The organism is Rhodococcus sp. IEGM 27, from assembly GCF_033142305.1.
In the GTDB taxonomy this organism is placed as follows: domain Bacteria; phylum Actinomycetota; class Actinomycetes; order Mycobacteriales; family Mycobacteriaceae; genus Rhodococcus_F; species Rhodococcus_F oxybenzonivorans.
Genome location: NZ_JAWLSG010000003.1, coordinates 717,157 through 742,546, shown reverse-complemented (window position 1 = coordinate 742,546; position 25,390 = coordinate 717,157). Strand labels below are relative to the sequence as shown.

General features: G+C 65.7%; 22 protein-coding genes. 11 read left to right on the top strand and 11 right to left on the bottom strand.

All coding sequences use genetic code 11. The annotated features are described in order from the left end of the window. Window positions 1-38 precede the first annotated feature (38 nt). Window positions 39-3,533: a protein kinase domain-containing protein gene (locus R4P95_RS14365; RefSeq protein WP_317744076.1), complete on the top strand. Its 3,495-nt coding sequence runs from the start codon at window positions 39-41 to the stop codon at window positions 3,531-3,533. 20 nt (window positions 3,534-3,553) lie between these two features. Beyond that, window positions 3,554-4,318, top strand: a complete 765-nt coding sequence (locus R4P95_RS14360; RefSeq protein ID WP_213576172.1) for a maleylpyruvate isomerase family mycothiol-dependent enzyme — start codon at window positions 3,554-3,556, stop codon at window positions 4,316-4,318. Window positions 4,319-4,345: 27 nt separating this feature from the next. Here the strand turns inward: R4P95_RS14360 and R4P95_RS14355 are convergent, their stop codons facing one another. After that, window positions 4,346-4,771: a pyridoxamine 5'-phosphate oxidase family protein gene (locus R4P95_RS14355; RefSeq protein ID WP_317744077.1), complete on the bottom strand. Its 426-nt coding sequence runs from the start codon at window positions 4,769-4,771 to the stop codon at window positions 4,346-4,348. Window positions 4,772-4,908: 137 nt separating this feature from the next. Between R4P95_RS14355 and R4P95_RS14350 the strand changes: the two genes are divergently transcribed. Further along, a complete protein-coding gene (locus tag R4P95_RS14350) occupies window positions 4,909-5,961 on the top strand; it encodes a Dyp-type peroxidase (RefSeq protein ID WP_317744079.1) in 1,053 nt (350 codons plus the stop codon). Next, a complete protein-coding gene (locus tag R4P95_RS14345) occupies window positions 5,958-6,764 on the top strand; it encodes a family 1 encapsulin nanocompartment shell protein (protein ID WP_317744080.1) in 807 nt (268 codons plus the stop codon). Before R4P95_RS14350 ends, R4P95_RS14345 begins: the two co-directional genes overlap by 4 nt. Before the next feature lie 24 nt (window positions 6,765-6,788). Here R4P95_RS14345 and R4P95_RS14340 read toward each other — a convergent pair whose 3' ends face one another. Genes R4P95_RS14340 through R4P95_RS14325 form a run of 4 tightly spaced genes read right to left on the bottom strand, consistent with a single transcriptional unit; the run spans window position 6,789 to window position 10,539 of the window. Beyond that, the gene (locus R4P95_RS14340; protein WP_317744082.1) at window positions 6,789-8,123 is read right to left on the bottom strand and encodes a hypothetical protein; all 1,335 of its coding nucleotides are present in this window, start codon (window positions 8,121-8,123) and stop codon (window positions 6,789-6,791) included. Next, the gene (locus R4P95_RS14335; protein WP_317744083.1) at window positions 8,120-8,494 is read right to left on the bottom strand and encodes a hypothetical protein; all 375 of its coding nucleotides are present in this window, start codon (window positions 8,492-8,494) and stop codon (window positions 8,120-8,122) included. The genes R4P95_RS14340 and R4P95_RS14335 overlap by 4 nt, the downstream gene beginning before the upstream one ends. Next, on the bottom strand, window positions 8,495-8,692 hold the full coding sequence (locus R4P95_RS14330) for a hypothetical protein (RefSeq protein WP_213576166.1): 198 nt from the start codon (window positions 8,690-8,692) through the stop codon (window positions 8,495-8,497). Next, window positions 8,689-10,539 carry a hypothetical protein gene (locus tag R4P95_RS14325; protein ID WP_213576165.1) on the bottom strand — a complete coding sequence of 617 codons (1,851 nt, stop codon included), beginning with the start codon at window positions 10,537-10,539 and terminating at the stop codon, window positions 8,689-8,691. Before R4P95_RS14325 ends, R4P95_RS14330 begins: the two co-directional genes overlap by 4 nt. 263 nt (window positions 10,540-10,802) lie before the next feature. Between R4P95_RS14325 and R4P95_RS14320 the strand changes: the two genes are divergently transcribed. Beyond that, the gene (locus R4P95_RS14320; RefSeq protein ID WP_317744084.1) at window positions 10,803-11,318 is read left to right on the top strand and encodes a CGNR zinc finger domain-containing protein; all 516 of its coding nucleotides are present in this window, start codon (window positions 10,803-10,805) and stop codon (window positions 11,316-11,318) included. A gap of 33 nt (window positions 11,319-11,351) precedes the next feature. On the opposite strand, the gene R4P95_RS14315 is transcribed toward R4P95_RS14320, so the two are convergent. The 3 genes from R4P95_RS14315 to R4P95_RS14305 all read right to left on the bottom strand — a co-directional run bounded on the left by R4P95_RS14315 (window position 11,352) and on the right by R4P95_RS14305 (window position 13,466). Then, entirely contained in the window at window positions 11,352-11,783 is a 432-nt protein-coding gene (locus tag R4P95_RS14315) for a VOC family protein (RefSeq protein WP_213576163.1), read from the bottom strand. Between the two features lie 80 nt (window positions 11,784-11,863). Then, entirely contained in the window at window positions 11,864-12,277 is a 414-nt protein-coding gene (locus tag R4P95_RS14310) for an AraC family transcriptional regulator (RefSeq protein WP_317744086.1), read from the bottom strand. A 19-nt stretch (window positions 12,278-12,296) separates the two neighbouring features. Further along, window positions 12,297-13,466 carry an LLM class flavin-dependent oxidoreductase gene (locus tag R4P95_RS14305; protein ID WP_317744088.1) on the bottom strand — a complete coding sequence of 390 codons (1,170 nt, stop codon included), beginning with the start codon at window positions 13,464-13,466 and terminating at the stop codon, window positions 12,297-12,299. A gap of 131 nt (window positions 13,467-13,597) precedes the next feature. Between R4P95_RS14305 and R4P95_RS14300 the strand changes: the two genes are divergently transcribed. The 3 genes from R4P95_RS14300 to R4P95_RS14290 all read left to right on the top strand — a co-directional run bounded on the left by R4P95_RS14300 (window position 13,598) and on the right by R4P95_RS14290 (window position 17,385). Further along, window positions 13,598-14,923 carry an MFS transporter gene (locus tag R4P95_RS14300; protein ID WP_317744089.1) on the top strand — a complete coding sequence of 442 codons (1,326 nt, stop codon included), beginning with the start codon at window positions 13,598-13,600 and terminating at the stop codon, window positions 14,921-14,923. 108 nt (window positions 14,924-15,031) lie between these two features. Then, window positions 15,032-15,739 carry a TetR/AcrR family transcriptional regulator gene (locus tag R4P95_RS14295; protein WP_213576160.1) on the top strand — a complete coding sequence of 236 codons (708 nt, stop codon included), beginning with the start codon at window positions 15,032-15,034 and terminating at the stop codon, window positions 15,737-15,739. Further along, window positions 15,736-17,385, top strand: coding sequence for an FAD-binding dehydrogenase (locus R4P95_RS14290; RefSeq protein ID WP_317744090.1), 1,650 nt, complete (start codon window positions 15,736-15,738; stop codon window positions 17,383-17,385). Before R4P95_RS14295 ends, R4P95_RS14290 begins: the two co-directional genes overlap by 4 nt. Before the next feature lie 43 nt (window positions 17,386-17,428). Here the strand turns inward: R4P95_RS14290 and sfnG are convergent, their stop codons facing one another. After that, window positions 17,429-18,544: a dimethylsulfone monooxygenase SfnG gene (gene sfnG / locus R4P95_RS14285; RefSeq protein ID WP_317744093.1), complete on the bottom strand. Its 1,116-nt coding sequence runs from the start codon at window positions 18,542-18,544 to the stop codon at window positions 17,429-17,431. 100 nt (window positions 18,545-18,644) lie between these two features. Between sfnG and R4P95_RS14280 the strand changes: the two genes are divergently transcribed. From R4P95_RS14280 to R4P95_RS14270, 3 genes are all read left to right on the top strand, one after another. Next, on the top strand, window positions 18,645-19,910 hold the full coding sequence (locus tag R4P95_RS14280) for an acyl-CoA dehydrogenase family protein (RefSeq protein WP_317756786.1): 1,266 nt from the start codon (window positions 18,645-18,647) through the stop codon (window positions 19,908-19,910). Continuing rightward, a complete protein-coding gene (locus tag R4P95_RS14275) occupies window positions 19,907-21,130 on the top strand; it encodes an acyl-CoA dehydrogenase family protein (RefSeq protein WP_317744098.1) in 1,224 nt (407 codons plus the stop codon). The genes R4P95_RS14280 and R4P95_RS14275 overlap by 4 nt, the downstream gene beginning before the upstream one ends. Before the next feature lie 89 nt (window positions 21,131-21,219). After that, entirely contained in the window at window positions 21,220-22,431 is a 1,212-nt protein-coding gene (locus R4P95_RS14270) for an SfnB family sulfur acquisition oxidoreductase (RefSeq protein WP_317744099.1), read from the top strand. Window positions 22,432-22,489: 58 nt separating this feature from the next. Here the strand turns inward: R4P95_RS14270 and R4P95_RS14265 are convergent, their stop codons facing one another. Both R4P95_RS14265 and R4P95_RS14260 read right to left on the bottom strand, forming a co-directional pair. Next, on the bottom strand, window positions 22,490-23,965 hold the full coding sequence (locus tag R4P95_RS14265; protein WP_317744102.1) for a DUF4185 domain-containing protein: 1,476 nt from the start codon (window positions 23,963-23,965) through the stop codon (window positions 22,490-22,492). Between the two features lie 314 nt (window positions 23,966-24,279). Continuing rightward, window positions 24,280-25,359, bottom strand: coding sequence for a VIT1/CCC1 transporter family protein (locus R4P95_RS14260; protein WP_213576152.1), 1,080 nt, complete (start codon window positions 25,357-25,359; stop codon window positions 24,280-24,282). Between the last annotated feature and the right edge of the window lie 31 nt (window positions 25,360-25,390).

Here is a 25,390-nt window from a genome sequence, read left to right as displayed (position 1 = left end):
GCGGTTGCTGACGCCACAACGTCAGGTCGAGGCCGACGATGGCCGAATTTGATCCGCTCGCGACTCAGCGTGGCGCTGCTCCCACGCTCGCAGCCGAACTCTCCGCAGTCGGGCTCGAGGATGCCGTAGAAATCGGCCGCGGCGGATTCGGAGTGGTCTACCGCTGCGTGCAACCCCAGCTCGACCGGACCGTCGCCGTGAAGGTGCTCACCGCGGAACTCGACGCAGAAAACCTCGAACGATTTTTGCGGGAACAACGCGCGATGGGCAGATTGAGCGGACACCCACACATCGTCAACATCATGCAGGTCGGCGCTACGGACAGCGGCAAACCATTCATCGTGATGCAATTTCATCCCCACGACTCGCTCGACATGCAGATCCGCAGAAGGGGTCCCGTGCCGTGGAGCGAGGCGCTCCGAATCGGCGTCAAACTCGCCGGCGCCCTGGAGACCGCCCACCGGGTGGGAATACTCCACCGCGACGTGAAACCCGGCAACATCCTCCTCACCGAATACGGCGAGCCGCAGCTCACCGACTTCGGCATCGCACGGATGTCCGGGGCATTCGAGACCTCGGCCGGCACAGTCACCGGATCACCGGCGTTCACCTCCCCCGAAGTGCTGTCGGGGCGGGCACCGACCGCGGCGTCCGACGTGTACAGCCTGGGCGCCACGCTGTTCAGCGCAATCACCGGTCATGCCGCGTTCGAGCGGCACCACGGCGAGGAGGTGATCGCCCAGTTCCTGCGGATCACCACCCAGCCCGTGCCCGATCTGCGCCAGGAAGGCTTTCCCGCCGACGTGAGCGATGTGATTCAACGGGCGATGTCCGGTAACCCGGAGGAGCGTCCGGCCTCCGCCGCCGCGTTCGGAGACGAACTTCGCGACATCGAACGCCGTCACGGACTGCCCGTCGACGAGATGGCGATGCCCGTCGACAAAGGCATCGTCGTCGTCCATCCCGCCGATGCCGCGCCGTCCGGCACCGGCACCGGTGACACCCCTCGTTCCACCACCGGCAGGCGACGGGACACCTCGACGCCTCCGCCGACGCCGGCTACCCGGTTCCGGCCGCCCGTGCCCACCCGGCGACTGGTGGAGCGTGCACGCCTCATCGACTTGTTGCGGGCCGGCCGTCGCCGGCTACTCACAGTCATCCACGGCCCGACCGGTTTCGGGAAGAGCACCCTGGCTGTGCAGTGGCGTGATGTCCTGACCGCGGACGGTGTGGCCGTCGCATGGTTGACCGTCGACAACGACGACGACAACGTGGTCTGGTTCGTCGCGCACCTCATCGAGGCGATCCGGCACGTGCGGCCGAGTTTGGCCGAGGAACTCGGTCAGGTTCTCGAGGAGCACGACAACGAGGCCGAGCGGTACGTACTCACCTCCCTCGTCAACCAGATCCACTCGAGCGGTGAACGCGTCGCGCTGATCATCGACGACTGGCAACGGGTGTCCGATCCGGCGACGATCGCCGCCCTGGAGTTCCTCCTCGACAACGGGTGTCACCACCTGCAGGTGATCGTCGCGAGCCGAACCCGGGCGGGCCTGCCGATGAGCCGAATGAGAGTCAAGGACGAACTGGTCGAAATCGATTATGCCGAGCTCCGTTTCGACAACGGTGAAGCGCGAGAGTTCCTCGTCGACCTCGGTGGCCTGCCCCTCGAGAACGACGACGTCACCGAACTCCGAGATTCCACCGACGGCTGGGTGGCGGCGCTGCAACTGGCCTCGTTGTCGTTGCGGGGCCGATCCGATCCCGGGGAACTCATCGCCGGGCTGTCGGGACGGCATCATGCGATCGGCGAATTTCTCGCCGAGAACGTCCTCGACACCCTCGAACCGGCGATGCTCGACTTTCTGCTCGCCACGTCGATCACCGACCGCATCTGTGGACGCCTCGCCTGCACCCTCGCGGACACGGCACGTGGGCAGGCCATGCTCGAGGAGGCGGAGGACCGGGATCTGTTCCTCCGTCACATCGACGACGAGCGGACTTGGTTTCGCTACCACACCCTCTTCGCCGAATTTCTCCGCAGGAGGCTCGAACGCGATCAGCCCGAACGTCTTCGGGAACTTCATCGGGCAGCGTCGGATTGGTTCTGCAACCACGGACTGCTCCGGGAGGCTGTCGAACATGCTCTCTCGGCCGGTGACGAACAACGGGCCGTGGAGTTGGTGGAGGCCGACGGGTTGTCGCTCTTCGAGCATTCGCAGACCGCGACGCTGCTCTCCCTCGTCGGCAAGCTCCCGCCGCGGTTGGTGCAGCGCAGCGCCCGACTGCAGATCACCGTGGCATGGGCAGACATGATGTTGAGCCGCATGGAACCGGCGCGGCGGGCGCTCGAACTGGCTGAGCGTGCCCTTGAACACAGCGCACTCGCCCCGGGGGACATCGCGGATCTCCGCGCCGAGATCGGTGCGGTTCGCGGGGTCGGGGAGCTGCGCGCCGACCGGATCGACGATATCGACGAACTCGTCGCCGAGAGCCTCGCCCAGCCGGAATCATTGCACCCCTGGGTGGTGTCGGCCGCTTCCAACGTCGCCACCTTCGCCGCAGTGTATCGATTCGACTTCGCCGAAGCGCGACGGCTCCAGGAACGAGCGCAACCCTATTACCAACGGAACAAGGGACCGCACAACATGGTTCACGGTGAGTGCTACGTGGGCATCTGCGCGCAGGAAGAACTCGACGTCGACGAGGCGGAGAAGCGCTTCCGCAAGGCAAGGGGTGGCGCGCGGAAAGCCGGCGGAGTGCACGCGCCCTCGGGCCGGCTCGCGGGTTCCCTTCTCGGCGAGCTCCTCTACGAGCGGGGCGAACTCGACGAGGCGGAGCAGCTACTCGACGACGGGTACCGCCTCGGCGCGGAAAGCGGCGGCGTGGACTTCAAGATCGCCCGGTACGTCACAGGGGCCCACATCAAGGCACTCCGCAACGACCGCGACGAAGCCGCCCGCCGGTTGCACGAAGGCTACGAAATCGCCACTGCGCATCGACTTCCGCGCCTGAAGGCCCGGGTGGAGAACGAACGCCGAAGATTGGGAATCTCCGCCCATCCCGCACTCGGAGCAGCCACACCGATCACCTATGCAGAGCGGCGCCGGCCGGTGCACGGGCTGAACTCGATCACAGCGCAGGTAGAAGAAGCCACCGCCATCCGTCTCCTCCTCGCCACCCGTTCCCGAGAGAACATCGAGCTGGCCTGCACATGGGCGCACGAGTGGACCGGCAGGCTGGAGGGCAGCGGACGCCGACGGGCGCTGCTCCTGGCCGATCGACTGCTGGTGGCGTGCCTTGCCGCGGCGGGCCGCGAAGACGAGGCCAAGAAAGTACTCGCTTCCGTGGCGTCCATCTGCGCCGTCCGGGGCCTTCGCCGCATTCTCCCCGACGGTGGACCGCTCGTCGTCGCCCTCTGCGCGGATCTGCGGGCAGATCAACTGGCCGGTGACTGGCAGCCGGAGTGGCCTGCCGTCCCACCCGAATTCCTCGAACAGATCCAGGCGTCGACTGCCCCGTACACCTTGTGACGATGGATTAGCGTGAGCGGATGACGAACCCCGGCACGCCCCTCCTTCTCGATGTCCTGCGCACCGAAGGGCAGCGCATCGCGTCGATGCCGGCCGACGCTCTAGCCGCGCCGGTACCGTCGTGCCCGGGTTGGACGCTCGAACACGTGGTCCGGCACACCGGCAAAGTCCACCTATGGGTGACCGCCGTGATGCAGGCAGGCCCCGGAGCCACCCTCGACCAGGCTCGACCGGCGCGGCAGATGCCGCGGGGACCGGAGTGTCTCGACGCGTACCGTTCGGCTCACGAGTCGATGATGACCGAGTTCGAGCAGCGAGACCTCGACGAGCCCGCACCCACCTTCGTCGGACCGGCAACCGCGCGGTGGTGGGTTCGCCGACAGGCCCACGAGGCGACGGTCCATCGTTTCGACGCCGCCGATGCCGTCCACACGGCCGGTGGGCCACTGCCCGAACCCGCAGACCCCACCGCAGCGGCCGACGGCGTCGACGAGTGGATCCAGGCCATGGCCTCACGATTCCTTGGTGCAGGGCAGGTGCCCGAAAGCCTGCTCGGCCGCACCGTACACCTGCACGGCACCGACACCGGTGACGCCGAGTGGCTGCTGGCCTTCACCGACGACGGCATGGCCGTCACCACCGAACACACGAAAGCCGACGTCGCGTTGCGCGGCTCCGCGCAACAGCTACTCCTCGCCGTGTGGCGGCGGCGGCCGCTCGACAGCCTCCAACTCTTCGGCGACGCAGCCGTTGCCGAAGCCCTCCTCGACACCGTGCAGGTCTGAGGCGTTTCACCCGGGCACGGGAGCGAGTCAGCTCGATCCCATGTCTGCCGATCGCCAGTGCTCGGGCCGGAGGTAGATCGCAACCTGCTCGCCGAGTTGAGCCTTGGCGAAGTGGAGGTAGGCGTCGACCTTCTCCGGCGCGAGATAACGCTGAGCCATCTCCCGCATCATGTCGTCCGTTCCCGGGGCGGTTCGCGTCACCGCGCCCTCGACGGAGACGTATCGGACGGTGGGTTCCACTCGTTCGACCATCAACGTGAATCGCCCGGCCGCCTCGATGAGGCGCGCCTTCTCCGACCCGGGACCGGTGAGCACCCATATTTCGCCACCGGGGTGGTACTGGTACCAGATCGGGACTGTCAGGGGTCCGCGGTGCTCGCCCGCGGACACCGACAGCGCCGCGATGTGCGGCTCGGCCAGGAACTGTTCGCGCTCGTGCGCAGAGAGTGGCATGTCGCCGACGGTAGACGCACCCACCGACATCGTGTTCCGTCAAGGATTGCGGTCCCGAGTCGACGGATTCAGCCGAGGGTGTTGAATGGGACCCGTCGGTCGGTGCAGCGTCGTTGTCGAGATGATCGGAGGCCGTGATGCCGGGTCCAGTGCCGAGATTGGCTGCGCAAGCCGTTCTCACACCACCTAGTGCGGCGTCGCTCTTCCTCGTCGTGGTGGCGGGTGAGTCGCGCGAGGACGCGCTGACGGTCCGCGACGTCGTCGCCGACCTCGAAAGTCTTCTCAAGGCCGTGGGTTTCCGGGAACTGGCGGGTTCGCTGTCGTGTGTGGTGGGCATCGGGTCCGAGTTCTGGGACCGAATGAGCCCCGCCGCCAAACCGGCTCTCCTGCACCGCTTCCTCCCCCTGTCCGGACCCGTCCACAGCGCCCCGTCCACTCCTGGTGACGTTCTGTTCCACATCAAGGCTGCCCGCGCCGACCTCTGTTTCGAGCTGGGCCGCTTGCTCGTCGCAGCGCTCGGGTCCGCTGCCACCGTTGTCGACGAGGTGTCCGGCTTCCGGTATTTCGACGCCCGCGATCTCCTAGGATTCGTCGACGGCACCGAAAACCCCACCGACGCCGAGGCCGACGAGGCCGCCCTCATCGGAGACGAGGATCCGGATTTCCGTGGTGGCAGCTACGTGATCGTGCAGAAGTATCTGCACGACATGAGCGCCTGGACGTCGCTCAGCGTCACCGAGCAGGAACGCGTCATCGGGCGTACCAAGCTCGAGAATGTCGAGTTGGACGAGGACGCACAGCCCGGCAACTCTCACGTCGCCCTCAACACGATCGTCGACGATGACGGTGTCGAACACCAGATCCTCCGCGACAACATGCCGTTCGGCAGCCTGGCGGCCGGTGAGTTCGGCACCTACTTCATCGGTTACGCCAGGGATCCGGGCGTCACCGAACTGATGCTGCGACGCATGTTCCTCGGCGAACCGCCCGGCAATTACGACCGCATCCTCGATTTTTCTACGGCCGTCACGGGCACGCTGTTCTTCGTTCCGAGCCGGGACGTTCTCGAGTCCCTCGCCGATGAGCCGGAGAGCGCCGAGGCGCCATCGAATGCCATCGGCGAAGCCGAGCAGCCGGACCCGTACGACCTGTCCTTGAACATCGGTGGTCTCAAAGGAGTATCGCAATGAGTGATTCGAGCAATCTGCACCGCAACCTCGCCCCGGTGACGGACGCAGCGTGGCAGCAGATCAGCGAGGAGGCGGCTCGTACGTTCAAGCGCCATGTCGCCGGGCGACGGGTCGTCGACGTCGCGGGGCCGTTCGGTTACTCCTACTCCGCCCACAACATCGGGCGGGTCACCCCGATCAGTACCTCCGACAGCCGAATTCGGGCACAATTGCGCCAGGTCCATCCCCTCGTCGAACTGCGTTTCCCGTTCACGCTCAGTCGCGCTGAGGTCGACGACGTGGCCCGGGGCTCTCTCGACTCCGACTGGCAGCCCGTCAAGGACGCCGCGAAGGCCATCGCGTTCGCCGAGGACCAGTCGATCTTCGACGGCTTCGAGCAGGCCGGGATTCGCGGCATCGGCGCGTCCAGCGACAATCCCGTCCTGAGCCTGCCCGAAGATCCGCTTCTCGTTCCCGACGCCGTGGCCTCGGCATTGTCGGCGTTGCGTCTCGCCGGTGTCGAGGGACCGTACTCGGTGGTGCTCGACGCCGACACGTACACGGCAGTCAGCGAGACCCGCGACGCCGGGCACCCGGTGTTCCACCACCTCGACGCCCTGGTCACCGGCGACATCATCTGGGCCCCGGCGATCCGCGGCGGGTACGTGCTCTCCAGCCGTGGCGGTGACAACCAACTGACCCTCGGCGCCGACCTGTCCATCGGCTACGACAGCCACACCGCGACCGACGTGACGCTGTACCTCGAAGAGACGTTCACGTTCTCCTCGCTCACCGCCGAGGCCGCCGTCGTTCTCCAACGCTGACACTCTCCACGCCGAGCGTGCGCTTCAGCCGCCGAACAGCAGGTACAGCCCACCGAAGGTGTACGTGACCATGGTGAGCAGCAGTGCCAGCTGTCCGGTGAGCTGATGCCCCCGCGGCAGGATCCGCACCGATGCGTCGTGTGCCGCAACCACGCCCAGGACGTGCCCGATCAGCACACAGAGCACCTTGATCGACGCGGTCGCGGACGGGTGTTCGGACAGTATGTACGCCACCTCGGCGTTGCCCAGTCCGAGCAGATTCCATCCGCGTCCCAGCGGATCGGCCAGCAGGATCACCGCCGCCTGACCCTTCTCCACCAGGTACGTCAGGTAATGGGCGAACACGTAGCCGATGATGATCGGGATCAGCGAGTGCGAGAGCAATCCGGGGAGGGCGGCGCGCTGCTCGCGACGTAGGCCGCCCGTCGCCCTGGTGGCCGCCCAGAACGACATACCCACGAAGCCGATGAAGACAAGCAGTCCGGCCGTGCGCGCCAGCGTCTCCGCTACTGGCCCGCCGGCTGCGTCGAGGGTTCGCTGCCACCATGGAAAGGCGGAGAAGCTGTCGAACGCCGTCGACCCCAGCAGGGTCGCCATCAATGCCACCGACCCGGCGCGCACGGGCATCGACCCCAGATGGTCGAGCGGATTGCGTAAGGCGATCCGGCCGTCACCGCGATTGCGGCTCAGCGGCGACAACCGGGATGCGAGGGTGCTGTAGACCTCGAAGGGATCACCTCGCTCGCACCAGCGCTCCCCCGCGACAACAGCGCCGGCCAACGTCACGACGAGGTAGGCCACACACCAGGTACGCACGGCGGCAACCGAACCCGGATCCGAATACGCGAGTTCGAGCCACACGAAAGCGAACAGGCCCACCACCGCCGGCCGATATCCCCAGGAGTCGCCGTACCGCCGGTTCCGTTCTCCGGGTGAGCGCCCGAGCGCTGCGCACACCAATCGGTGCACTGTCCGTACCGGGGACAGCACCCGCCAGATCGGGCCGAACGCCAGCGACACCGCGACCAGGCCCACCCACAGCAGCACGTAGAACACACCGGGCAACGCATTATCCGCGGACGTGGACGGTCCGAAGAACGCGGCCAGAGCCACCCACACGGTGAGGACGAGCGCTACACCCGCCAGGACGTTCCGGGTGATGGGCGAGTCCGCAAACCGCGTGACCCAGTCGGGGAGGGCGCGGCCGGGCCGGTCGGGATCGAGTTTCGGGGTCTTCCACGCGAAGGCCAGAACGACGAACGACACGGTCAGCGCCCAGCTCGCGCCGATCAGGGCAAAGGTGAAGGGAATCGGAAGATCGGTGGACCCACCGAGCCCGTGTGCGAGCACAGCGGTCATGGACGCACGAGCAGGGTGGCCACCGTCTTGCCGGTCTCGTGCAGCTCCAAGGCGACCTGGCCCGGAACCGCGACCGAGAACTGGGTCTGCTGGCCCGTCCCCGGGTGAATTTCGAACGAGTGCTCCGGCACCGCATGTACGTGCAGTTCATCGTCGGCATCGCTGTCGACGCGCACGGTCACGGTCTGTCCTACCGCGACGTCGATGCGCTCGTTGGTGGGCGTCACCGTGCCTTGGCTGATCCGGACGTCGATCACGATACTGTCCTCGGGAGTACCGCTGCCAGGGGCTTCGGTTTCGGTACCGCACCCGGAAGCTCCGACGAGAACACCCGCGGACACCGCCACCACGGCGGTCAACCGCCTGATCACCTAGACGTCCTCCTCTTTCCGCTTCGTTGATTCGTCATCGGTGTTCTCGGCATTCTCGGCTGCCTCGGCTTTACGGTCCCGGACCGCCAGATAGACGATCAGACCGACGACGAGGAATGCCGGAACGAAGGCGGGAATCGCCAACAACACCGAGTGGTCCGCGAGATACACGACATTCGGGTCGCTCGCCGGACTCATGTCACGTTCACGTCCTCGCGGGTGTCGGCGGTCGCCTGCCCCCGGGTGTACTTGCCGATCCGTCCGGCGCCCCAGGCCAGGGCGGAGACGAGTGCGAGCGTGCAGGCCAACACGACCAGGGAGGCGGCGGCGAACAACCAACTGGGATGATCGAAGTTGCGCTCCCGCTGCAAGATGGTGATTTCCGGGACGAACTCACGGGTGAACGACGATTCCGCGGGCAGTTCCTCGGCGCCGATCCCCGGGTCGCTCGGCAGGAAGATCGGCACCGCCGTCATGGTGCGCCCGTCCTGCACGCGCAGCAAAGTCTTCCACGTTCCGTGCACCGGCACGGGCTCGTTGGTCCGGTAGGTTCCGGGCCCGGTGCGTTCGAGGTTGTCCACGGTGAAACCGTTGTCGAGGTCCGGCCCGCCCTGCCAGGACAGGATGGACACCCAGGCCGGATCGTCGCTCGCCAGATCGGGCGGATCGATGGTGACCTCGGCATTGACCATTCGGCCGCCGTCGGGTGCCGCGTCGGTGAGGACCACTGTGGCGGTCGCGTTCTCCGGGACGGTGGCAATCAGGCCGTTGGCGGTTGCACCGCCGATCACCAGAACGGTGGCGACCACGATGGTCCGGCTGAGCGCGGGACGCGGCAAACCCTCGGACCGCAGCACCCGGCCGAGCAGCGCACCACAGGCTCCTGCTGCGATACCGACGGGCACGGCCATCGCCAGTGCCTCCGGCCACATACTGGTGGGCCAGGGGTAGAGGTACATGGCGTCGATCCACAACGATTCGAGCCAGAGTCCCACCGTGGCGACGAGGAATCCGCCCACGGCGCCGAACGCCACCCGATTCTTGATCAGCGGGGTGAGGGCGAGCAGTTCGATGACCACGGCCGCGCCGAGGCACAATTCGAAGACGTTGGTCGGGGCCCCGAGTACCGGGCCCACCATCAACGCGGTCGCAGCGCGTACCACTCCGGCGACGGCGACCGCGACGAGTGCCGCGAAGGGACCGAGGACGATGCGCGCGGCAACCAGTGCGAATGCGGCAGCACCGGCGATCATCATCGGCTGCAGGACCAACCGGAACTGTTCGACACCGAAGTCGTACTCGATCTGGAAGACGGACAAGCCGATGATCAGTCCACCGAAAGTGCCGCACCGGAGGAACCAGATGAGCCGACTGTCGGCGGCCGTCTCACCCGTCTTGGCGGCGCGACCCTCGAAGTCGAGGAGGAGAACGCCGATCAGGGACAGTCCCGCTCCGCCGATCAGCATGAGGTGAGTGGGGCCCCACAACGTGACATCCTGACCGAAGATGCGGTGCCAGACGTCGTCGAGCGGAAAACCGATGAGGGCGTACAAGCCTGCCCCGGCAACCAGTACCCCGCCGACCGGGACGTACCAGGTGCGGGTGATCTTCAGCGCGGCCGGACCTGGCTTCTCGTCACGGGGCAGGATCATCGCCAGCATGCCGGTGATGAACAGCAGGAAGAGACCCACGAGGATGAAGTAGTGCGCCGGGTTCGCCAGCGGGCCGTCGTCACGCCCGCGTCCGATGTGCAGACTCACATCCCAGATGAAGCCGAAGAACGCGGTGAGAATGGTGCCCACGAAGGTGAACAGCGGGAGCGCCACCCACGCGGGGCGGTCCAGCTTGCGACCCGCGGCATCGGCAATCGACTGTAGCCACGTGATCTTCCGCGTACGGTGCAGGTACGCGATCCACAGCAGGCCGATCGTGATGACCGCCGTCGCCACCGTGATCCCGATGATCTGGTCGAACGCTGCGCCGCCACCCTCTCCGCCAGACTGCGCGAAGATGAGTGAACTCGAAGTAACAGTAACTTGGCTCACGTGGTGATTATGTGCGTCCCGCGCCGAAAATGCCAGCCCCTCGTCGGGGAGGTCACCGTTCCGTAGACGAATCTATGCCTTTCTGCGATCAGACGTAGATCTGCGTAGAAGCCGCTATCGCAGTCTTTACCAGGACTAATCGCCAACGTCCGCAACTGCAGCCCGTGTAGGACACCACCCCTGTACTCGTCAGATGTCGCGATACTTCCCGCCAGGCGTGCTCGTGCCGTTCACTCATGGCTCCAGCGTGATGTAATGGCATTGTGCATCTCAACCCTTACGGAGAGTATGCGGTGGAACTCGCCGCTGATCTGGCGAATCGCCGACCCCGGACCATCGACGAGCTGGTGGCCCGATGCATCGAGGCCGGAGTCGTGGTCGATTTCCCGGTCTCCGAGGACGACCTCGGCGACGTGCTCGCCGTGCTCGACCGGTGGGTGGTCATCGTGGACGCCGGAAACGAGCAGGACCGCGCAGAGCAAGTCAATCTCCTCCTCGCACAGGCGTCCGCCTACCCACGTCTGACCAACCACGCCGGCGACGGCTGGCATCTGCACTATCGCGACGACCAGCGTTCCCTCGCCGGAGTGCTCGAGGCACTCATTGCCGTCGGAACCGCATTGCATCTCGTCGGCCGAGGGATGAGCCGGCTCGGCCGGTGCGCGGTGGAGGAATGCACAGTGATCTATGCAGACACCTCGCGGAACGGGCGGCAACGCTACTGCTCGCCTCGCTGCGCCAACCGGGACGCCGTCCGCCGTCACCGGTCGCGCTGCTGATTGTCCTGGGGCGAGCTGACTGCTCTGGGATGATCAGTGCGGGAAATCTTCGCCCGTGAACTCGCGCTTCTCGACCAGCACCAGCCAGTTCCCCGAATTGTCGCGCATCACCGCCTCGACCCCGTAGGGGCGTTCGGCCGGAGGCTGCGTGAACTCGACTCCCTTCGCGCGCAACTCCTCGTAGGTCTTGCGGCAGTCGGTGGTGGTCAATCCGAACCCGCCCATCGTCCCACTCGCCAGTGCGCGCCGGATCGCCTCTGCCATGTCGGCGTCGAGCGGCGGTCCCGGCTTCATGAGGGTGACCTCGAGCTCGGAGTGGTCCGGGTGCATGATCGTCACCCAGCGGAACCCGTCACCCATCGTGACGTCGGTGCCCTCGACGAAGCCGAGCGTGTCGACATAGAACTTCTTCGCCTCGTCCTGATCCGTGACGTACAGCGTCACGAGGGATACGCCTGTAATCATGTGCTGCCCCTGCCTGTGTGGTGTTCTGCACCGAACCTACGTCGGGGCCGCTTCGTCGTGCTTCTCCGAAATTGCGACGTTCAGCGGCGATCACTCAGGCCGTGCATGAAGACGTAGCAGCCCGGGATGCGCGGGGCACCGTTCTCGGCGAACTTGGCCTGATACATCGACGGTGAGGTCCCGACAAGCTGCCGGAACTTGGCGCTGAACGACCCGACGCTCGTGTAACCGACGAGATGACAGACCTCCGTCACGGTGAGGTTGGTGGCCCGCAAGAGGTCCTGGGCTCGTTCGATACGCCGCTCGGCGAGATAGACCCCGGGTGTCTTCCCGTACACGGCGGCGAAGCACCGCAGGAAGTGGTACTTCGACACGGCAGCCGATGCCGCCAACTCCCCCAGCTCCAGCGGCTCCGCGTAATTGCGGTCGACGAGATCGCGGGCGCGGCGCAGGTGCCGGAGAAGCTCCTCGGGAACTCGAGCAGCCGCCGTCATGCTCCCAGTCTGGCAGGACCTACCGACGAGAGGACAGGAACGCCGTCGAGCCCGACAGGTCGCCCGGGCGGTGGCTGCGTGGCTGGACGAGCCCGCGACGCTCGAGAATGGGCCGCACGCCCTCTCCGAAGCGGTACGACTCCTCGAGGTGGGGATAACCGGACAGCACGAAATGGTCGAGTCCGAGTGCCGCGTATTCGGCGATGCGGTCGGCGACCTCCTCGTGCGAGCCGACCAGCGCAGTGCCGGCGCCACCCCGCACCAGTCCGACACCTGCCCACAGGTTGGGCGCCACCTCGAGACTCCGCGCGTCACCCGCCTGTGAATACGCGCTACCTCCGCCGTGCAGCTCACGCATCCGCCGCTGCCCCTCCGAGCCCGAGCGGGCGAGGCTCTGTTGCGCCTGTTCGACCGTGGCCGGATCGAGCGCTGCCAACAGCCGGTCGGCTTCGGCCCAGGCCTCCTCGGAGGTGTCGCGGCTGATCACGTGCAGTCTGATGCCGTAGTCGAGCGTGCGTCCCTGCACCTCGGCGAGGTCCCGGATCCACGCGATCTTCCCGGCGACGGCACTGGGCGGCTCACCCCAGGTGAGGTAGGTGTCGGCGAACTGGGACGCGACGGTACCGGCCCCAGGTGACGACCCGCCGAAGAAGATCGGCGGCACAGGATCGGGAATCCGCTGCAGCGAAGCGTTCTCGACCCGGATGTACTCGCCGGCATAGTCGACCGGACCGTTGCCCGACCACAGACGCCGGATGACGTCGAGGAACTCTCCGCACCGTGCGTATCGCTGATTCTTGTCGAGGTAATCGCCGTACGTCCGCTGCTCGTGGTCTTCTCCACCGGTCACCACATTGAGCAGCAGACGCCCCTGCGACTGCCACTGGAATGTCGACGCCATCTGGGCGGCGAGCGTCGGGCTGAGCAAGCCTGGCCGCAGTGCCACCAGGAACTTCAATGTTTCAGTTGTCTCCACCATCATCGCCGTCGTGAGCCACGCGTCCTCGCACCAGGCGCCGGTGGGGGTGAGAACCGATTCGAAACCGCTCGCCTCCGCGGCTGCCCCGATCTGGTTGAGGTATTTCAGCGTTGCGGGACGATCCCCCGCCATCGAGCTTCCGTGGCCGCCTGCCATCAAGTTGCGGGAGTCACCGTAGGTGGGCAGGAACCAGTGGAAATGCAGAGACACGCGGGATCCTTGTCGACGAAGATGGTCAGCGCTGCCCAGTTCATCAACCTGGCGGCCCCGGCGGGAGGGTTTCATTCACCGTGATTCGGAGGGTGAAGGCCGGCGACGGACACCGATAACGTCACCGGCCCATGACCACGCTCTCCCAACCCGCCTCCTCGCCGTCGACCGAGTCCGACCTCGAGCGGCGCACGCGGTTACGCACCGTCGTGGCAGCCAGCCTCCTGGGCACGACAGTGGAGTGGTACGACTTCTTCCTCTACGCAACTGCCGCCAGCCTGGTCTTCAACCAACTCTTCTTCCCCGACCAGACGTCCTTCGTCGGCACCATGCTGGCTTTCGCGACATTCGCAGTCGGTTTCGTGGTCCGCCCGATCGGTGGAGTCGTGTTCGGCCACATCGGCGACCGCATCGGGCGCAAGAAGACGCTCGCGCTGACCATGTTCATCATGGGCATCGCCACCGCCCTGATGGGCGTGCTGCCGACCGCCGAGCAGGTCGGTGTTCTCGCCCCCGTGCTGTTGCTCCTGCTCCGGATTCTGCAGGGGTTCGCCCTGGGTGGCGAATGGGCGGGCGCCGTGCTTCTCGCCGTCGAGCACAGCCCTGCGCGGCGACGCGGGCTGTTCGGAAGCATCCCGCAGATCGGCCTCGCCCTGGGTCTCGCACTGGGGACCGGAGTCTTCGCGGCCCTGCAGGTGATCTTCGACGACGCCCAATTCCTGTCGTACGGGTGGCGAATCGCGTTCTTGCTCAGCCTGATCCTCGTCGTCATCGGCTTCGTCGTGCGACTGAAAGTCGAGGAGACCCCGGCATTCCGGGAAGTGCACGAACTGCAGACGCGTTCCTCCGCTCCGTTGAAGGACGTGTTTCGCGGCCCCATCCGCCGCAGCAGTGTGCTCGGATTGCTCTCGCGCTGGGGTGAAGGGGCCGCGTTCAACACCTGGGGCGTCTTCGCAATCACCTACGCGACGAAAAGTCTGGACTTTTCGAAAGTGCCCGTCCTGCTGGCCGTCACGATCGCGGCAGTCGTCATGGCGCCCCTGCTTCCGTTCTCCGGACTCTTGGTGGACCGCTACGGGGCCGCGAGGATCTACATCATCGGAATCGCCGCGTATGGCCTGGCGGTGTTCCCGACTTTCGGCCTGTTCGGCACCGAGAACATGCTCTGGTTCACCGTCGCGCTGGTGCTGGTATTCGGGATCATCCACGCTCTGTTCTACGGAGCACAGGGCACTCTCTATGCAAGTCTCTATCCCACCGAGATCCGCTACACCGGACTGTCGGTGGTGTATCAATTCTCCGGGATCTACGCCTCCGGTGTGACGCCGATGATCCTCACCGCCCTCATCGCAGTCGGCGGCGGCGCCCCGTGGCTCGCCTGCGGCTACCTCGTCGCCACCTCGATCGTCAGCGTCGCCGCCACATCTGCGATCCGCAAGCAAGACCTCTACCTCTGACCCGGACATCCGTCGGCCGTCACTCGGTACACCGACTTCGATACACCAGCGTATTCGATACGTTAGTGTATCGAGTGAGTCCACCGACCCCGGCGCCGAGGAGGGAACATGGCGACATCTTCGGCGCCTACCCCTCACCATGCCACCGACGCGCCGAGGAGGGTGACGAAACGGCGAGGCCAAACTCGGCGGCGCCTACTCGACGCAGCGGGCGAGGTGTTCTCGGAGAACGGGTTCGGGCGCTCGACGGTCGAACAGATCTGTGAGCGCGGCGGATACACGCGCGGCGCCTTCTACTCCAACTTCGCCTCCCTCGACGAGATGTTCTTCGCCATGTGGGAGCAGCGATCCACCGCCATGCTCGAGCACATTCGACTGGCAGCCGAGTCGTCGGACATCGACCTGACCGATCTCCCGCCGTCGGAGAAGGTGCGTGCCGGTACCGCCCTGATACTCGACGTCGTTCCCGTCGACGACCAGTGGTACCGGATCAACGCCGAATTCACCGCGCATGCGCTACGTAATCCCGCCTTGAAGAAGGCCCTCGCGGCGCGCGAACAAGCGATCCTCGACACGATCGTGCCGATCCTCGAGAGTGCCCTCGGCCGACTCGGCCGCACCATTGTCGGCGACCCGCAGACATTGGGCCGCGCCTTGGTCGCCGTACACGACGGCACCAGCGTCCAGTGCCTGATCGAGGACGCCAGCGCGTCCGCCCGGGAACTGCGCGTCGATCTGTTCACCCACGTCGTGACGGCATACAGCCGGCCCGACACCACCCCACCACGCACCGCCCGACAAGAGGAGTCTTCGTGACCGAACAGGCTGATGTCATCGTCGTCGGCGCCGGCTTGGCCGGTCTCGTCGCCACCTATGAAATGGTGAAGGCGGGCCGCAAAGTCCTGGTGGTCGAGCAGGAGAGTTCCTCGAACCTCGGCGGGCAGGCCTTCTGGTCACTCGGCGGTTTGTTTCTCGTCGACACGCCCGAGCAGCGGCGTCTCGGTATCAAGGACTCGTACGAGCTCGCGATCCAGGACTGGATGGGCACCGCCGCCTTCGACCGCGAACGAGAGGACCAGTGGCCCCGGCTGTGGGCGCAGGCGTACGTCGAGTTCGCCGCCGGCGAGAAGCGCCAATACCTGCACGACCTCGGCCTGCGTCTGATGCCCAATGTCGGGTGGGCCGAGCGCGGTCGGGGATCTGCTCTCGGGCAGGGCAACTCGGTGCCCCGCTTCCACATCACCTGGGGCACCGGACCGGGTGTCGTCGAAATCTTCCTCACCCGCGTCATCGCCGCCTCACAGCGCGGACTGGTCACGTTCAAGCATCGACATCAGGTCGACGAGATCGTCGTCACCAACGGCGCCGCCACCGGGGTGCGCGGCACCGTCCTCGAACCCTCCACCGAGCCGCGCGGGGTGAAGAGCTCGAGAACGGCGGTAGGTGACTTCGAATTCTCGGCGCAGGCGGTGGTCGTCACCTCCGGCGGCATCGGCGGAAACCCCGAACTGGTCGCGAAGAACTGGCCTGCCCGACTGGGCAAGGCGCCCGAGAACATGCTCGCCGGGGTCCCGGCGCACGTCGACGGCAGAATGCTGGAAATCACCGAAAACGCGGGCGGCAACATCGTCAACCGCGACCGCATGTGGCACTACACCGAGGGCATCCAGAACTGGGACCCCATCTGGCCCAATCACGGAATCCGGATCATTCCCGGCCCGTCGTCCATGTGGTTCGACGCCAACGGGAAACGGCTGCCCAGCCCCAACTTCCCCGGGTTCGACACCATGGGAACGCTGGAATACATCATGAACAGCGGCCACCACCACACGTGGTTCGTGCTCGACCAGAAGATCATCGAGAAGGAGTTCGCGCTGTCGGGCTCCGAACAGAACCCCGACATCACCGGGCGGGATTTCAAGCTCCTCGCCGCGCGCCTGAGAAAGGGTGCACCCGGACCAGTCGAAGCATTCAAACAGCACGGGGTCGATTTCGTGGTCCGCGACAACCTTCGCGACCTCGTCGACGGCATGAACGCGCTCACCGACCAGCCCCTGATCAAGTACGAGGACCTCGAACATGAAATCGTGGCCCGAGACCGCGAGGTGAAGAACAGCTACAGCAAAGACTTCCAGGTGATGGCTATCCACAATGCACGGAACCTTCTCGCCGACAAGATCACTCGCGTCGTCGCCCCACACGAGATACTCGCCCCCGAAAACGGCCCGCTGATCGCTGTCCGGCTGCACCTCCTCACCCGCAAGACCCTGGGTGGTCTCGAAACCAACCTCGACTCACAGGTCATCAAGCCGGACGGCACCCCGTTCGAGGGCCTCTACGCCGCGGGTGAGGTCGCCGGATTCGGCGGCGGCGGAGTGCACGGTTACAGCGCACTCGAGGGCACCTTCCTCGGCGGCTGCATCTTCTCCGGGCGCGCCGCCGGCCGGGCCCTCGCCCGGTAGGCGGCTCCGCCGCCCGTGAGTGGTTAACGAGTCTCTGGGCTCGCTAACCACTCACGGACACAAGCCTCTCCGCCGCCTCCAGTTCGCGGACGAGGGGCAGCACCTTGGCGCCGAAGTATTCGATCTCCTCCTGGAAGTGGAGGAAGCCGCCCAGAATGAGATCGACGCCGCGGCGACGGTATTCGACGATGCGCTCGGCGACTTGCTCAGGTGTGCCGATCAGCTGGGTACGGAACCCATCGTTGTACTGCACCAAATCTTCGAAGGTCGAATCCGCCCACATACCCGATTTGTCGGCGGTGGACGCACCCGCTTGCTGGACGGCCGACTTGAACCCTTCGACGGCCGGCTTGTTGGCCTTGTCGATGATTTCCCGGAGGGTATCGCGGGCTTCTTTTTCGGTGTCGCGGGCAATGATGAATCCATTGAGACCGAACTTCACTTCGCGGTTCGCCTCACGCGCATGCCGGCGGAGGTCCACGATCTGCTCGGTGACACCGTCGTAATCCTTGCCATTGGAGAAGTACCAATCCGCGTATCGTCCGCCGTTCACCCGGGCCGCTGAAGAGTTTCCGCCCTGGAACAGTTCCGGGTTGGGCCGTTCCGACGTGTTCAGCGGTTTCGGCTTCAGCGTGAAGTCGTGGATGCGGTAGAAGTCCCCTCGGAAATCGACCTCGTCTTCGGTCCAGATCTTGCGCAGCACTTGCAGGAACTCGGCGCTGCGCCGGTAGCGCTCGTCGTGTTCGAGCCAGGGCTCTCCGAGGTGGGTGAACTCATCTTTGAACCAGCCGCTCACCACGTTCACCGCGAACCTGCCGTTCGAGAGGTGGTCTGCTGTGGCCCCCAGCTTCGCCAGTACGGCGGGCTGCCACAATCCGGGGTGCACCGCCGCGATCACCTTCAGCCGCTCGGTGGCGAGCAGCAGCGCGAGGCTGAAACTGGTCGACTCGTGCTGGAACTCCGCGCCGTAGCTCGCCTCGTAGCGCACCTGGCTGAGTGCGTACTCGAAACCGTTGTTCTCCGCCGTCTGGGCGAGCTTCTTGTTGTATTCGTAGTCCCAGCTCGTGCGCTGTTCGATGTCGGACGTGACCAGTCCGCCACTGACGTTGGGCACCCAGTAGGCGAACTTGATCTGATCGGCGATGTGTTCCGTTGACATACCCAGGATCGAACCTGTTCACCACGGTTGCAGCCACCCTTCCGATCATGACGCGTGCAACCCTTCCTCCTTCCTGCGGAGGCGTGTGAGCTTCGCTGACATGACAGCCGTACAGGAGCGAAGAGCTGCTCCCCCGATCGCAAGCGAGACGGACTACAACACGCTCGCCAATACATTCCGCCCCATCTTCTCCGACATCGCCGAGGGGGTGGTGCAGCGCGAACGCGACCATGTTCTTCCCTACGAACAGATCGACGCCCTGAAGAGAGCTGGTTTCGGCGCAATCCGGGTACCCACGTCGCACGGCGGTTTCGGCGCGAGCATTCCGCAGCTGTTCCGGCTTCTCGTCGAACTCTCGGCCGCGGATTCCAATGTCACCCAGGCTCTGCGTGGCCATTTCGCATTCGTCGAGGACCGTCTGGTGGCGGCCGAAGGCGTGGACCGCGACCTCTGGCTGCAGCGTTTCGTCGACGGCCAACTCGTGGGAAACGCGTGGACGGAGATCGGAGACGTTGCCCTCGGGGAAGCCAACACCAAGGTATCGCCCTCACCCGACGGTGATCACTTCCTCGCGAACGGCGCCAAGTACTACAGCACGGGGTCCATCTTCGCCGACTGGATCGACCTGTATTCGCAGCGCACCGACACCGGTGCTTTCGTCATCGCCGCCGTCGGCGCACGCCAACCGGGTGTGACCCACAGCGACGACTGGAACGGTTTCGGGCAACAGACCACCGGTTCGGGCACATCGACCTACGAGAATGCAGTGGTCCGGCCGGAGAACATCTTCGACTTCTCCACGCGCTTCAAGTATCAGACCGCCTTCTACCAGTTGTTCCACCTGGCGACTCTGGCCGGGATCGCCCGAGCTGCGACGGACGCCATTGCCGCACGCGTCGCCGCCCGCACCCGCACGTTCAGTCATGGCAACGCACCCACCTACGCTCAGGACGCCCAGATCCAGCAGGTGGTGGGTGAGGTGTCCGCTGCCGCGCACGCAGCCGAGGCCATCGCGATTCATGCGGCGGAGCCGGCGCAATGGGCCTACGAGGCCGCATTCGGCAGCGACCCCGATGAGGAGAAGGCGGCCAACATCGCCGCCGAAATCGCCTCCTCGCAAGGACAGATCGCCTCGACGTCCCTCGTCGTCCCGGCCACGGCGAAGATTTTCGACGCACTCGGCGCCCCGGGTGTCGACCGCGGCTGGGGCCTCGACAGGTTCTGGAGAAATGCGCGCACCGTGGCGAGCCACAACCCGGTGGCGTTCAAGGCGAAGGTCGTCGGCGACTACGAAATCAACGGAACCGAGCCCATCTACGTCTGGGCCATCGGAACCGCACGGAACGACACAGGAGATCAGTCATGACAGTAACCACGGCAGATACAGTCTGGGCAGAGACCCCGACCACGAGCGCAGAGTGGATTGCCCGCGCAGAGAAGGTGAGCGACATCCTCGCCCGCGACGCCGTCGAACGCGACCGCGTCGGAGCCGCCCCCTACGCGGAAGTCCAGCTCCTCAAGGACAGCGGATTGGTCACACTCCTGGGCCCCACCGAGTTCGGTGGCGGCGGACAGCGCTGGGAGACGGCGTATCACGTGGTCCGGGTGATCGCCCGCGGCGACGGTTCGATCGGGCAGCTCCTCGGATACCACTACCTGTGGGCGTGGGCCGTGCGGCTCGTCGGCACCGAACCCCAGATCGGCGCGGTGGAGGAGCTGTACACCAGCAACAACTTCCTCTTCGGCGGTGCGGTCAACCCGCGGGACACCGACCTCACCATCGTCGACCGTGGCGAGACCTTGGTGTACAACGGCGTGAAATCGTTCTCCACCGGAGGGCGTGCCACCGACCTCACCGTGCTCGAGGGCATCATCGAGGGCACCGCCACCCATGTGTTCGCCATCGTTCCGACCGCTCAGGACCGTATCGTCTTCCGCGGTGACTGGGACAACCTGGGCCAACGCCTCACCGATTCCGGTTCGGTGGAGATCAATGACGTAGAGGTGGACTGGGCGGGGGCAGCGGGGTTCGTGGACAAGGAGTTCCAGCCCCTCGCCTACAACACGCTGAATTTCCCGGCACTCGAGATCGTGTTCGCCAACTTCTACGTCGGAATCGCCCGGGGCGCTCTCGACACCGCCGCCGAGTACACCCGAACGCGCACGCGCCCGTGGCCGTACGGGGGCGACAACAAGGAACTCGCCACCGACGAGTGGTACCTGCGTGAAGGCTACGGCGACCTGCAGGCGAAGCTGTGGGCAGCGGAGGCCTTGGTCGATCAGGTCAATCGCGAGTCCGACGCGGTCCTGCACGACGCGCGGGAAAACCTCACCGAGCAGGCTCGCGGCGATCTCGCCGTGCGGATTGCCGCAGCGAAACTACGGGCTGCCGACGTTGCACTCGAAATCGGAACGAGAGTCTTCGAGTTGACGGGTGCGCGCGCCACCTCCAACAGTGTCGGGCTGGACATCTTCTGGCGTAACGTCCGAACGCATACCTTGCACGATCCCGTGGCGTACAAGCGCCGCGAGGTGGGCGGCTACGTCCTGACCGGCGAGATTCCCGAACCTACCTGGTACACCTAGGATCTCGCCTATCTACGTTTCACTGATCGCCGAGTCCGGCTGCCACACCCGGTAGCCGGACTCGGCACGTCACGACCACTCGGAGGACCATGACCGCCGTCCAGAACGCTCACCGGATCACCGACGAGGCGCAGGCCCTGGCCGTCGCCGCCGATCTCGCCGCACAATTCGCCGTCGACGCCTCGGCCCGTGACGCGGAACGGACACTGCCGAACGACCAGATTCGGGCGCTGGCACAGTCTGGCCTTCTCGCACTGAGCGTCCCGCGCGAGCACGGCGGAATCGATGCCCGAACGGAGACGCTCACAGAGGTGTTTCGCCTTCTGGCAGAATCCGATCCGAGTATTGCGCAGATCCCGCACAGCCACTACACGTTCCTCGAGGTCTTGCGGCTTCAAGGAACTTTCGATCAACGCAAGTTCTTCTACAGCGAAGTTCTCGCCGGTGCGCAGTTCGCCAATGCGCAAAGCGAGCGCGGGACGACGACCATCGACGTCGACGCCACCACTCTGGCCGAGGAGGGCCCCGACTTCGTCGTCGACGGAACGAAGTTCTACAGCACCGGCGCCCTCTTCGCCGACTGGATCGCCGTACGGGCCACACTTACCGGGGCCACCACAACAACCGGAAAACCGGCCAAAGCTGTCGCTTACGTCCCGAGGACCGCGCCGGGACTCTCGATCGTCGACGACTGGGACGGCATGGGCCAGAGAACCACTGCGAGCGGCACCGTCACCTTCGACTCCGTGCGGGTGCCCACGGCCCATGTCGTGCCGTTCTCCCCGATCTTCGACGCACCCACCACGTACGGTGCCCAGGCACAGATACTGCACGCAGCCATCGACGCCGGCATCGCGTCCGCCGCGCTGAACGAGGCGGTACGGTCGGCACGTCGGGCGCGGCCGTACTTCGAAGCCGGTGTCAGCGACGCCGTCGACGACCCCCTGCTCATCCAATTGGCCGGTGAAGCATCGCTCGGGGTGCGGGCGGCCACCGCTCTGCTGCGAGAGGGGGCCCGGAGCATCGATACCGCACGCAGAGACCTGACCGAGTCGACGGCCGCCGTCGCCTCGATCGACGCGGCCGCTGCCAAGGTGGCGTCGGCAAGAGCGTCACTCGAGGCGTCGTCCGTGCTGTTCGAGCTCGGGGGCACGCGCAGTGCGTCGGAGTCGGGCAATCTCTCCCGTTTCTGGCGCGACGCGCGTACCCACACCCTGCACGACCCCACACGCTGGAAGATCCAGCACATCGGCCGGTGGACGTTGTCGGGGACCATTCCGCCCCGGCACGGGCTGCTGTAGGCCCTCCGGGCTCGTGAGTGGTTAAGGAGTCCCTGGACTCGTCAACCACTCACGGGCGCTAGCCGCCCAGCTTCGCCCTCATGAGGAACACGTTGTAGTCGGACCACGTCGACAGGGTGAAGTACAAATCCTCACCACTCGACCACGGGTGGATGAAACCGCCGTACAGCTCCGGATACTCCATGGCGCTGACCATCGGGGCACCGTCCGACCATTCACCCTGCGGCGAATCGGACTCCCGGAGAACGATGGCCGCCTTGGAGGTGTCGAGGTAGGACATCTGCCACTTGCCGGTGGCCTCCTCATACCGCACGGACAGTTCGCCGGCCGGCGCGTTCACGATGGGGGTGGCCTCGTTGAAACCACCGACCGGGGTCCAGTTTCCGTGCTGCCAGTACTGGTAGGCCGACTTGTTGAGCACCTGATCGGCGGGAACCCGCGCGAGGCCGATCGAACCCAGCCGGGTATTGGGAGTACCGAACATGTAGACGAAGTCGCCGACCGGAACCATCGAGGCCACCTGGAATTTGGTGACGCCGAAAATGTTGTCCCACTTGGCGTAGGGGTCCTTGGTCCACGTCGACCCGCCGTCGTCCGAATAGGCGATACCGCCATAGTTCGTCCACCACGTTGCGGGAATGCTGTTCCACGTCCGGATCGACATGTAACTCATGTACTGCCGGTTGCCGACCGCGAATCCCGACGTCGGAATGGTCGTGATCTCGACGTTGTCGAGTTTCCGGCTGTCCAGCAGTTCCGCCGCGTGACAACGGCTGTCCTGCACCATGCTGTCGAGGCTCATACCGTCTGCGAGGTTGCGGTCGGAACTGAAGCCGAGGACGTTGCTGCGCCAGTCGCCGCCCTGGCCACCGGGTGGCATGAAGCCCTTGCCGACGGTGTCACCGAAGGCGACTGCGACCTGGTCGGGCGCACTCTCCCACATGATGCCCAGGTCGGTGCCGTTGACTTGGTAGCGCTTGTCGGTCCGGCTGACGGAGCCGGCCCCGGTCACCTTGGCCACCCGGGTCACGTCACCGATCTTCGGGGTTGCCGGAGCAGGACTCCGGGGCGCTTCCTCGGTCGCGGGATGCACCAGCGGCGGCGGAGGCGGTAAGGCCACGTCTGCGCCGGGGACGGGAATGCCGAGGTGGAAGGGCGTGAATTTCACGCTGACATCCGGAATGTTCAACACACTCGACAGGTTTCCGGGATCGAGCTCGGTGTCGTCGGTGAGGTCGGGGCAGGGATCCAGGCACGGGTCCGCGGGCAGCGGCGGCGGAGCAATACGCGTAGGTTCCGTGGTGGGCGCCGGGTACGGAACGGTGGTGATCTTCGGGTACGGGATCGGAATTTCGAGCTTTTCCGGTATGAGCGAAGCGGTTTCGTTGGTGCTGTCGCTGGCGCACGAACCACTACCCGGCACCCCGTTGGACACCGTTTCGGGTTCGGCGCCGGCCGAGCTCTGATTCGAGTAGACGATCACGCCCGAACCGATAGCCACCGCCGCGAACGACGCGACCCATCTCTTCGACATCCCCGAACCCCTCCGCTGTCCACTCTTTCCGCGCACAGGTCCGTCTCGGCCACACCTGGCGAGGGCAACTTAGCATCGCCGGGTTACGTCCACCGATTCCCACACGCCATACCCGGGGGTAACATTCAGCGGCGCCGACTGTCGCTACACCTCGAGCCCCAGCACCCGGGCGAACAATGCCTTCACGCGTGCACTGAAGCCGGGGATCGCATCCGCGTTGACCCAGCCGCCGCGCAGTCATCGCGAGAAGCTACCCGACGCTGTACGCGCGGTGCTGACGACCCGAATGTCCCCGCGGAAGGTCACGGCGAGTCTCAGCCGCCCGTCCCGAACAGCATCCCCAGCGCGTAGGTCGCGGCCGCGGCGCCGTAACCGATTGCCAGCTGGCGTAGAGCCCGCTTGACGGGTGGGCCACCCGAAAGCAGCCCGACCACAACACCGGTTCCGAGCAGCGCCACGCCGACGAGCGCAGCAGCGACGAGGAGCGCTGCAGTGCCCTCCAGCCCGAACAGGTACGGCAGTACGGGAATGATGGCACCTGACGCGAAGAAACTGAAACTGGCTGCGGCAGCACCGATTCCGGTGCCGACGGCCTCGTGCTGGTCGACGCTCTCGGTGGCAGGTTCAGGGTGATACGTGGTCTGGAGCACCTCGTTCGCGCGGTTCTCGGCCTCCTCCACCGACATTCCGCGCGCCCGGTAGACGAGGGCAAGTTCGTTGGCATCGACGTCGAGGAGAGCCACCGCCTCACGGGCGGCACGTCCCGGCGTGGAGGCCTCGAGCAGCTCGCGCTGCGATCGGACCGACACGTACTCGCCTGCTCCCATCGAGAGTGCGCCGGCGAGCAGACCCGCAAGACCGGTCAAAAGAACGATCGAATTGGAGACGCCACTTCCGCTGATGCCGAGCACGAGCGCCAGATTGCTGACCAGACCGTCGTTGGCACCGAACACGGCGGCACGGAAGGTGCCGGAGAGCCGATTCCGTCCCCGCGCAGCCAGTGCGCGTACAACTTCTTCGTGGATTCGTTCGTCGGCACCCATGGCATCGGTGGCGTCGACGTCCGTCGGATAGGGCGACCGCGTCTCCGCGCGCTGCGCGAGGGCGAGCACGAACACCGAGCCGAATCTTCTCGCGAGGACACCCAGGATCCGAGTCCGGAGGTCACCGCGCACAGGCTTGCCGACGTGCTCCCCGAGAAGCGCCCGCCAGTGCGCTTCGTGACGACCCTCGGCATCGGCGAGCGCAAGGAGGATCGCGCGTTCCTCACCCGTCCGACGCTTCGCCAGGTCCCGGTAGACCGCCGCCTCCGCGCGCTCGTCGGCGAGATAGCGACGCCATTTCCGGATGTCCTGGGAACTGGGATCCGGTCTGGCACCGGAATCGGACACCATGCTCAGCCTCCGATCGTCGACTGTGAGAAGA

What these genes read in the sequence shown, in the direction of transcription:
- R4P95_RS14365 (WP_317744076.1), top strand. Translation starts at nt 39, where the DNA reads ATGGCCGAATTTGATCCGCTCGCGACTCAGCGTGGCGCTGCTCCCACG.
- R4P95_RS14360 (WP_213576172.1), top strand. Translation starts at nt 3,554, where the DNA reads ATGACGAACCCCGGCACGCCCCTCCTTCTCGATGTCCTGCGCACCGAA.
- R4P95_RS14355 (WP_317744077.1), bottom strand. Translation starts at nt 4,771, where the DNA reads ATGCCACTCTCTGCGCACGAGCGCGAACAGTTCCTGGCCGAGCCGCAC.
- R4P95_RS14350 (WP_317744079.1), top strand. Translation starts at nt 4,909, where the DNA reads ATGCCGGGTCCAGTGCCGAGATTGGCTGCGCAAGCCGTTCTCACACCA.
- R4P95_RS14345 (WP_317744080.1), top strand. Translation starts at nt 5,958, where the DNA reads ATGAGTGATTCGAGCAATCTGCACCGCAACCTCGCCCCGGTGACGGAC.
- R4P95_RS14340 (WP_317744082.1), bottom strand. Translation starts at nt 8,123, where the DNA reads ATGACCGCTGTGCTCGCACACGGGCTCGGTGGGTCCACCGATCTTCCG.
- R4P95_RS14330 (WP_213576166.1), bottom strand. Translation starts at nt 8,692, where the DNA reads ATGAGTCCGGCGAGCGACCCGAATGTCGTGTATCTCGCGGACCACTCG.
- R4P95_RS14315 (WP_213576163.1), bottom strand. Translation starts at nt 11,783, where the DNA reads ATGATTACAGGCGTATCCCTCGTGACGCTGTACGTCACGGATCAGGAC.
- R4P95_RS14310 (WP_317744086.1), bottom strand. Translation starts at nt 12,277, where the DNA reads ATGACGGCGGCTGCTCGAGTTCCCGAGGAGCTTCTCCGGCACCTGCGC.
- R4P95_RS14300 (WP_317744089.1), top strand. Translation starts at nt 13,598, where the DNA reads ATGACCACGCTCTCCCAACCCGCCTCCTCGCCGTCGACCGAGTCCGAC.
- R4P95_RS14295 (WP_213576160.1), top strand. Translation starts at nt 15,032, where the DNA reads ATGGCGACATCTTCGGCGCCTACCCCTCACCATGCCACCGACGCGCCG.
- sfnG (WP_317744093.1), bottom strand. Translation starts at nt 18,544, where the DNA reads ATGTCAACGGAACACATCGCCGATCAGATCAAGTTCGCCTACTGGGTG.
- R4P95_RS14280 (WP_317756786.1), top strand. Translation starts at nt 18,645, where the DNA reads ATGACAGCCGTACAGGAGCGAAGAGCTGCTCCCCCGATCGCAAGCGAG.
- R4P95_RS14275 (WP_317744098.1), top strand. Translation starts at nt 19,907, where the DNA reads ATGACAGTAACCACGGCAGATACAGTCTGGGCAGAGACCCCGACCACG.
- R4P95_RS14270 (WP_317744099.1), top strand. Translation starts at nt 21,220, where the DNA reads ATGACCGCCGTCCAGAACGCTCACCGGATCACCGACGAGGCGCAGGCC.
- R4P95_RS14265 (WP_317744102.1), bottom strand. Translation starts at nt 23,965, where the DNA reads ATGTCGAAGAGATGGGTCGCGTCGTTCGCGGCGGTGGCTATCGGTTCG.
- R4P95_RS14260 (WP_213576152.1), bottom strand. Translation starts at nt 25,359, where the DNA reads ATGGTGTCCGATTCCGGTGCCAGACCGGATCCCAGTTCCCAGGACATC.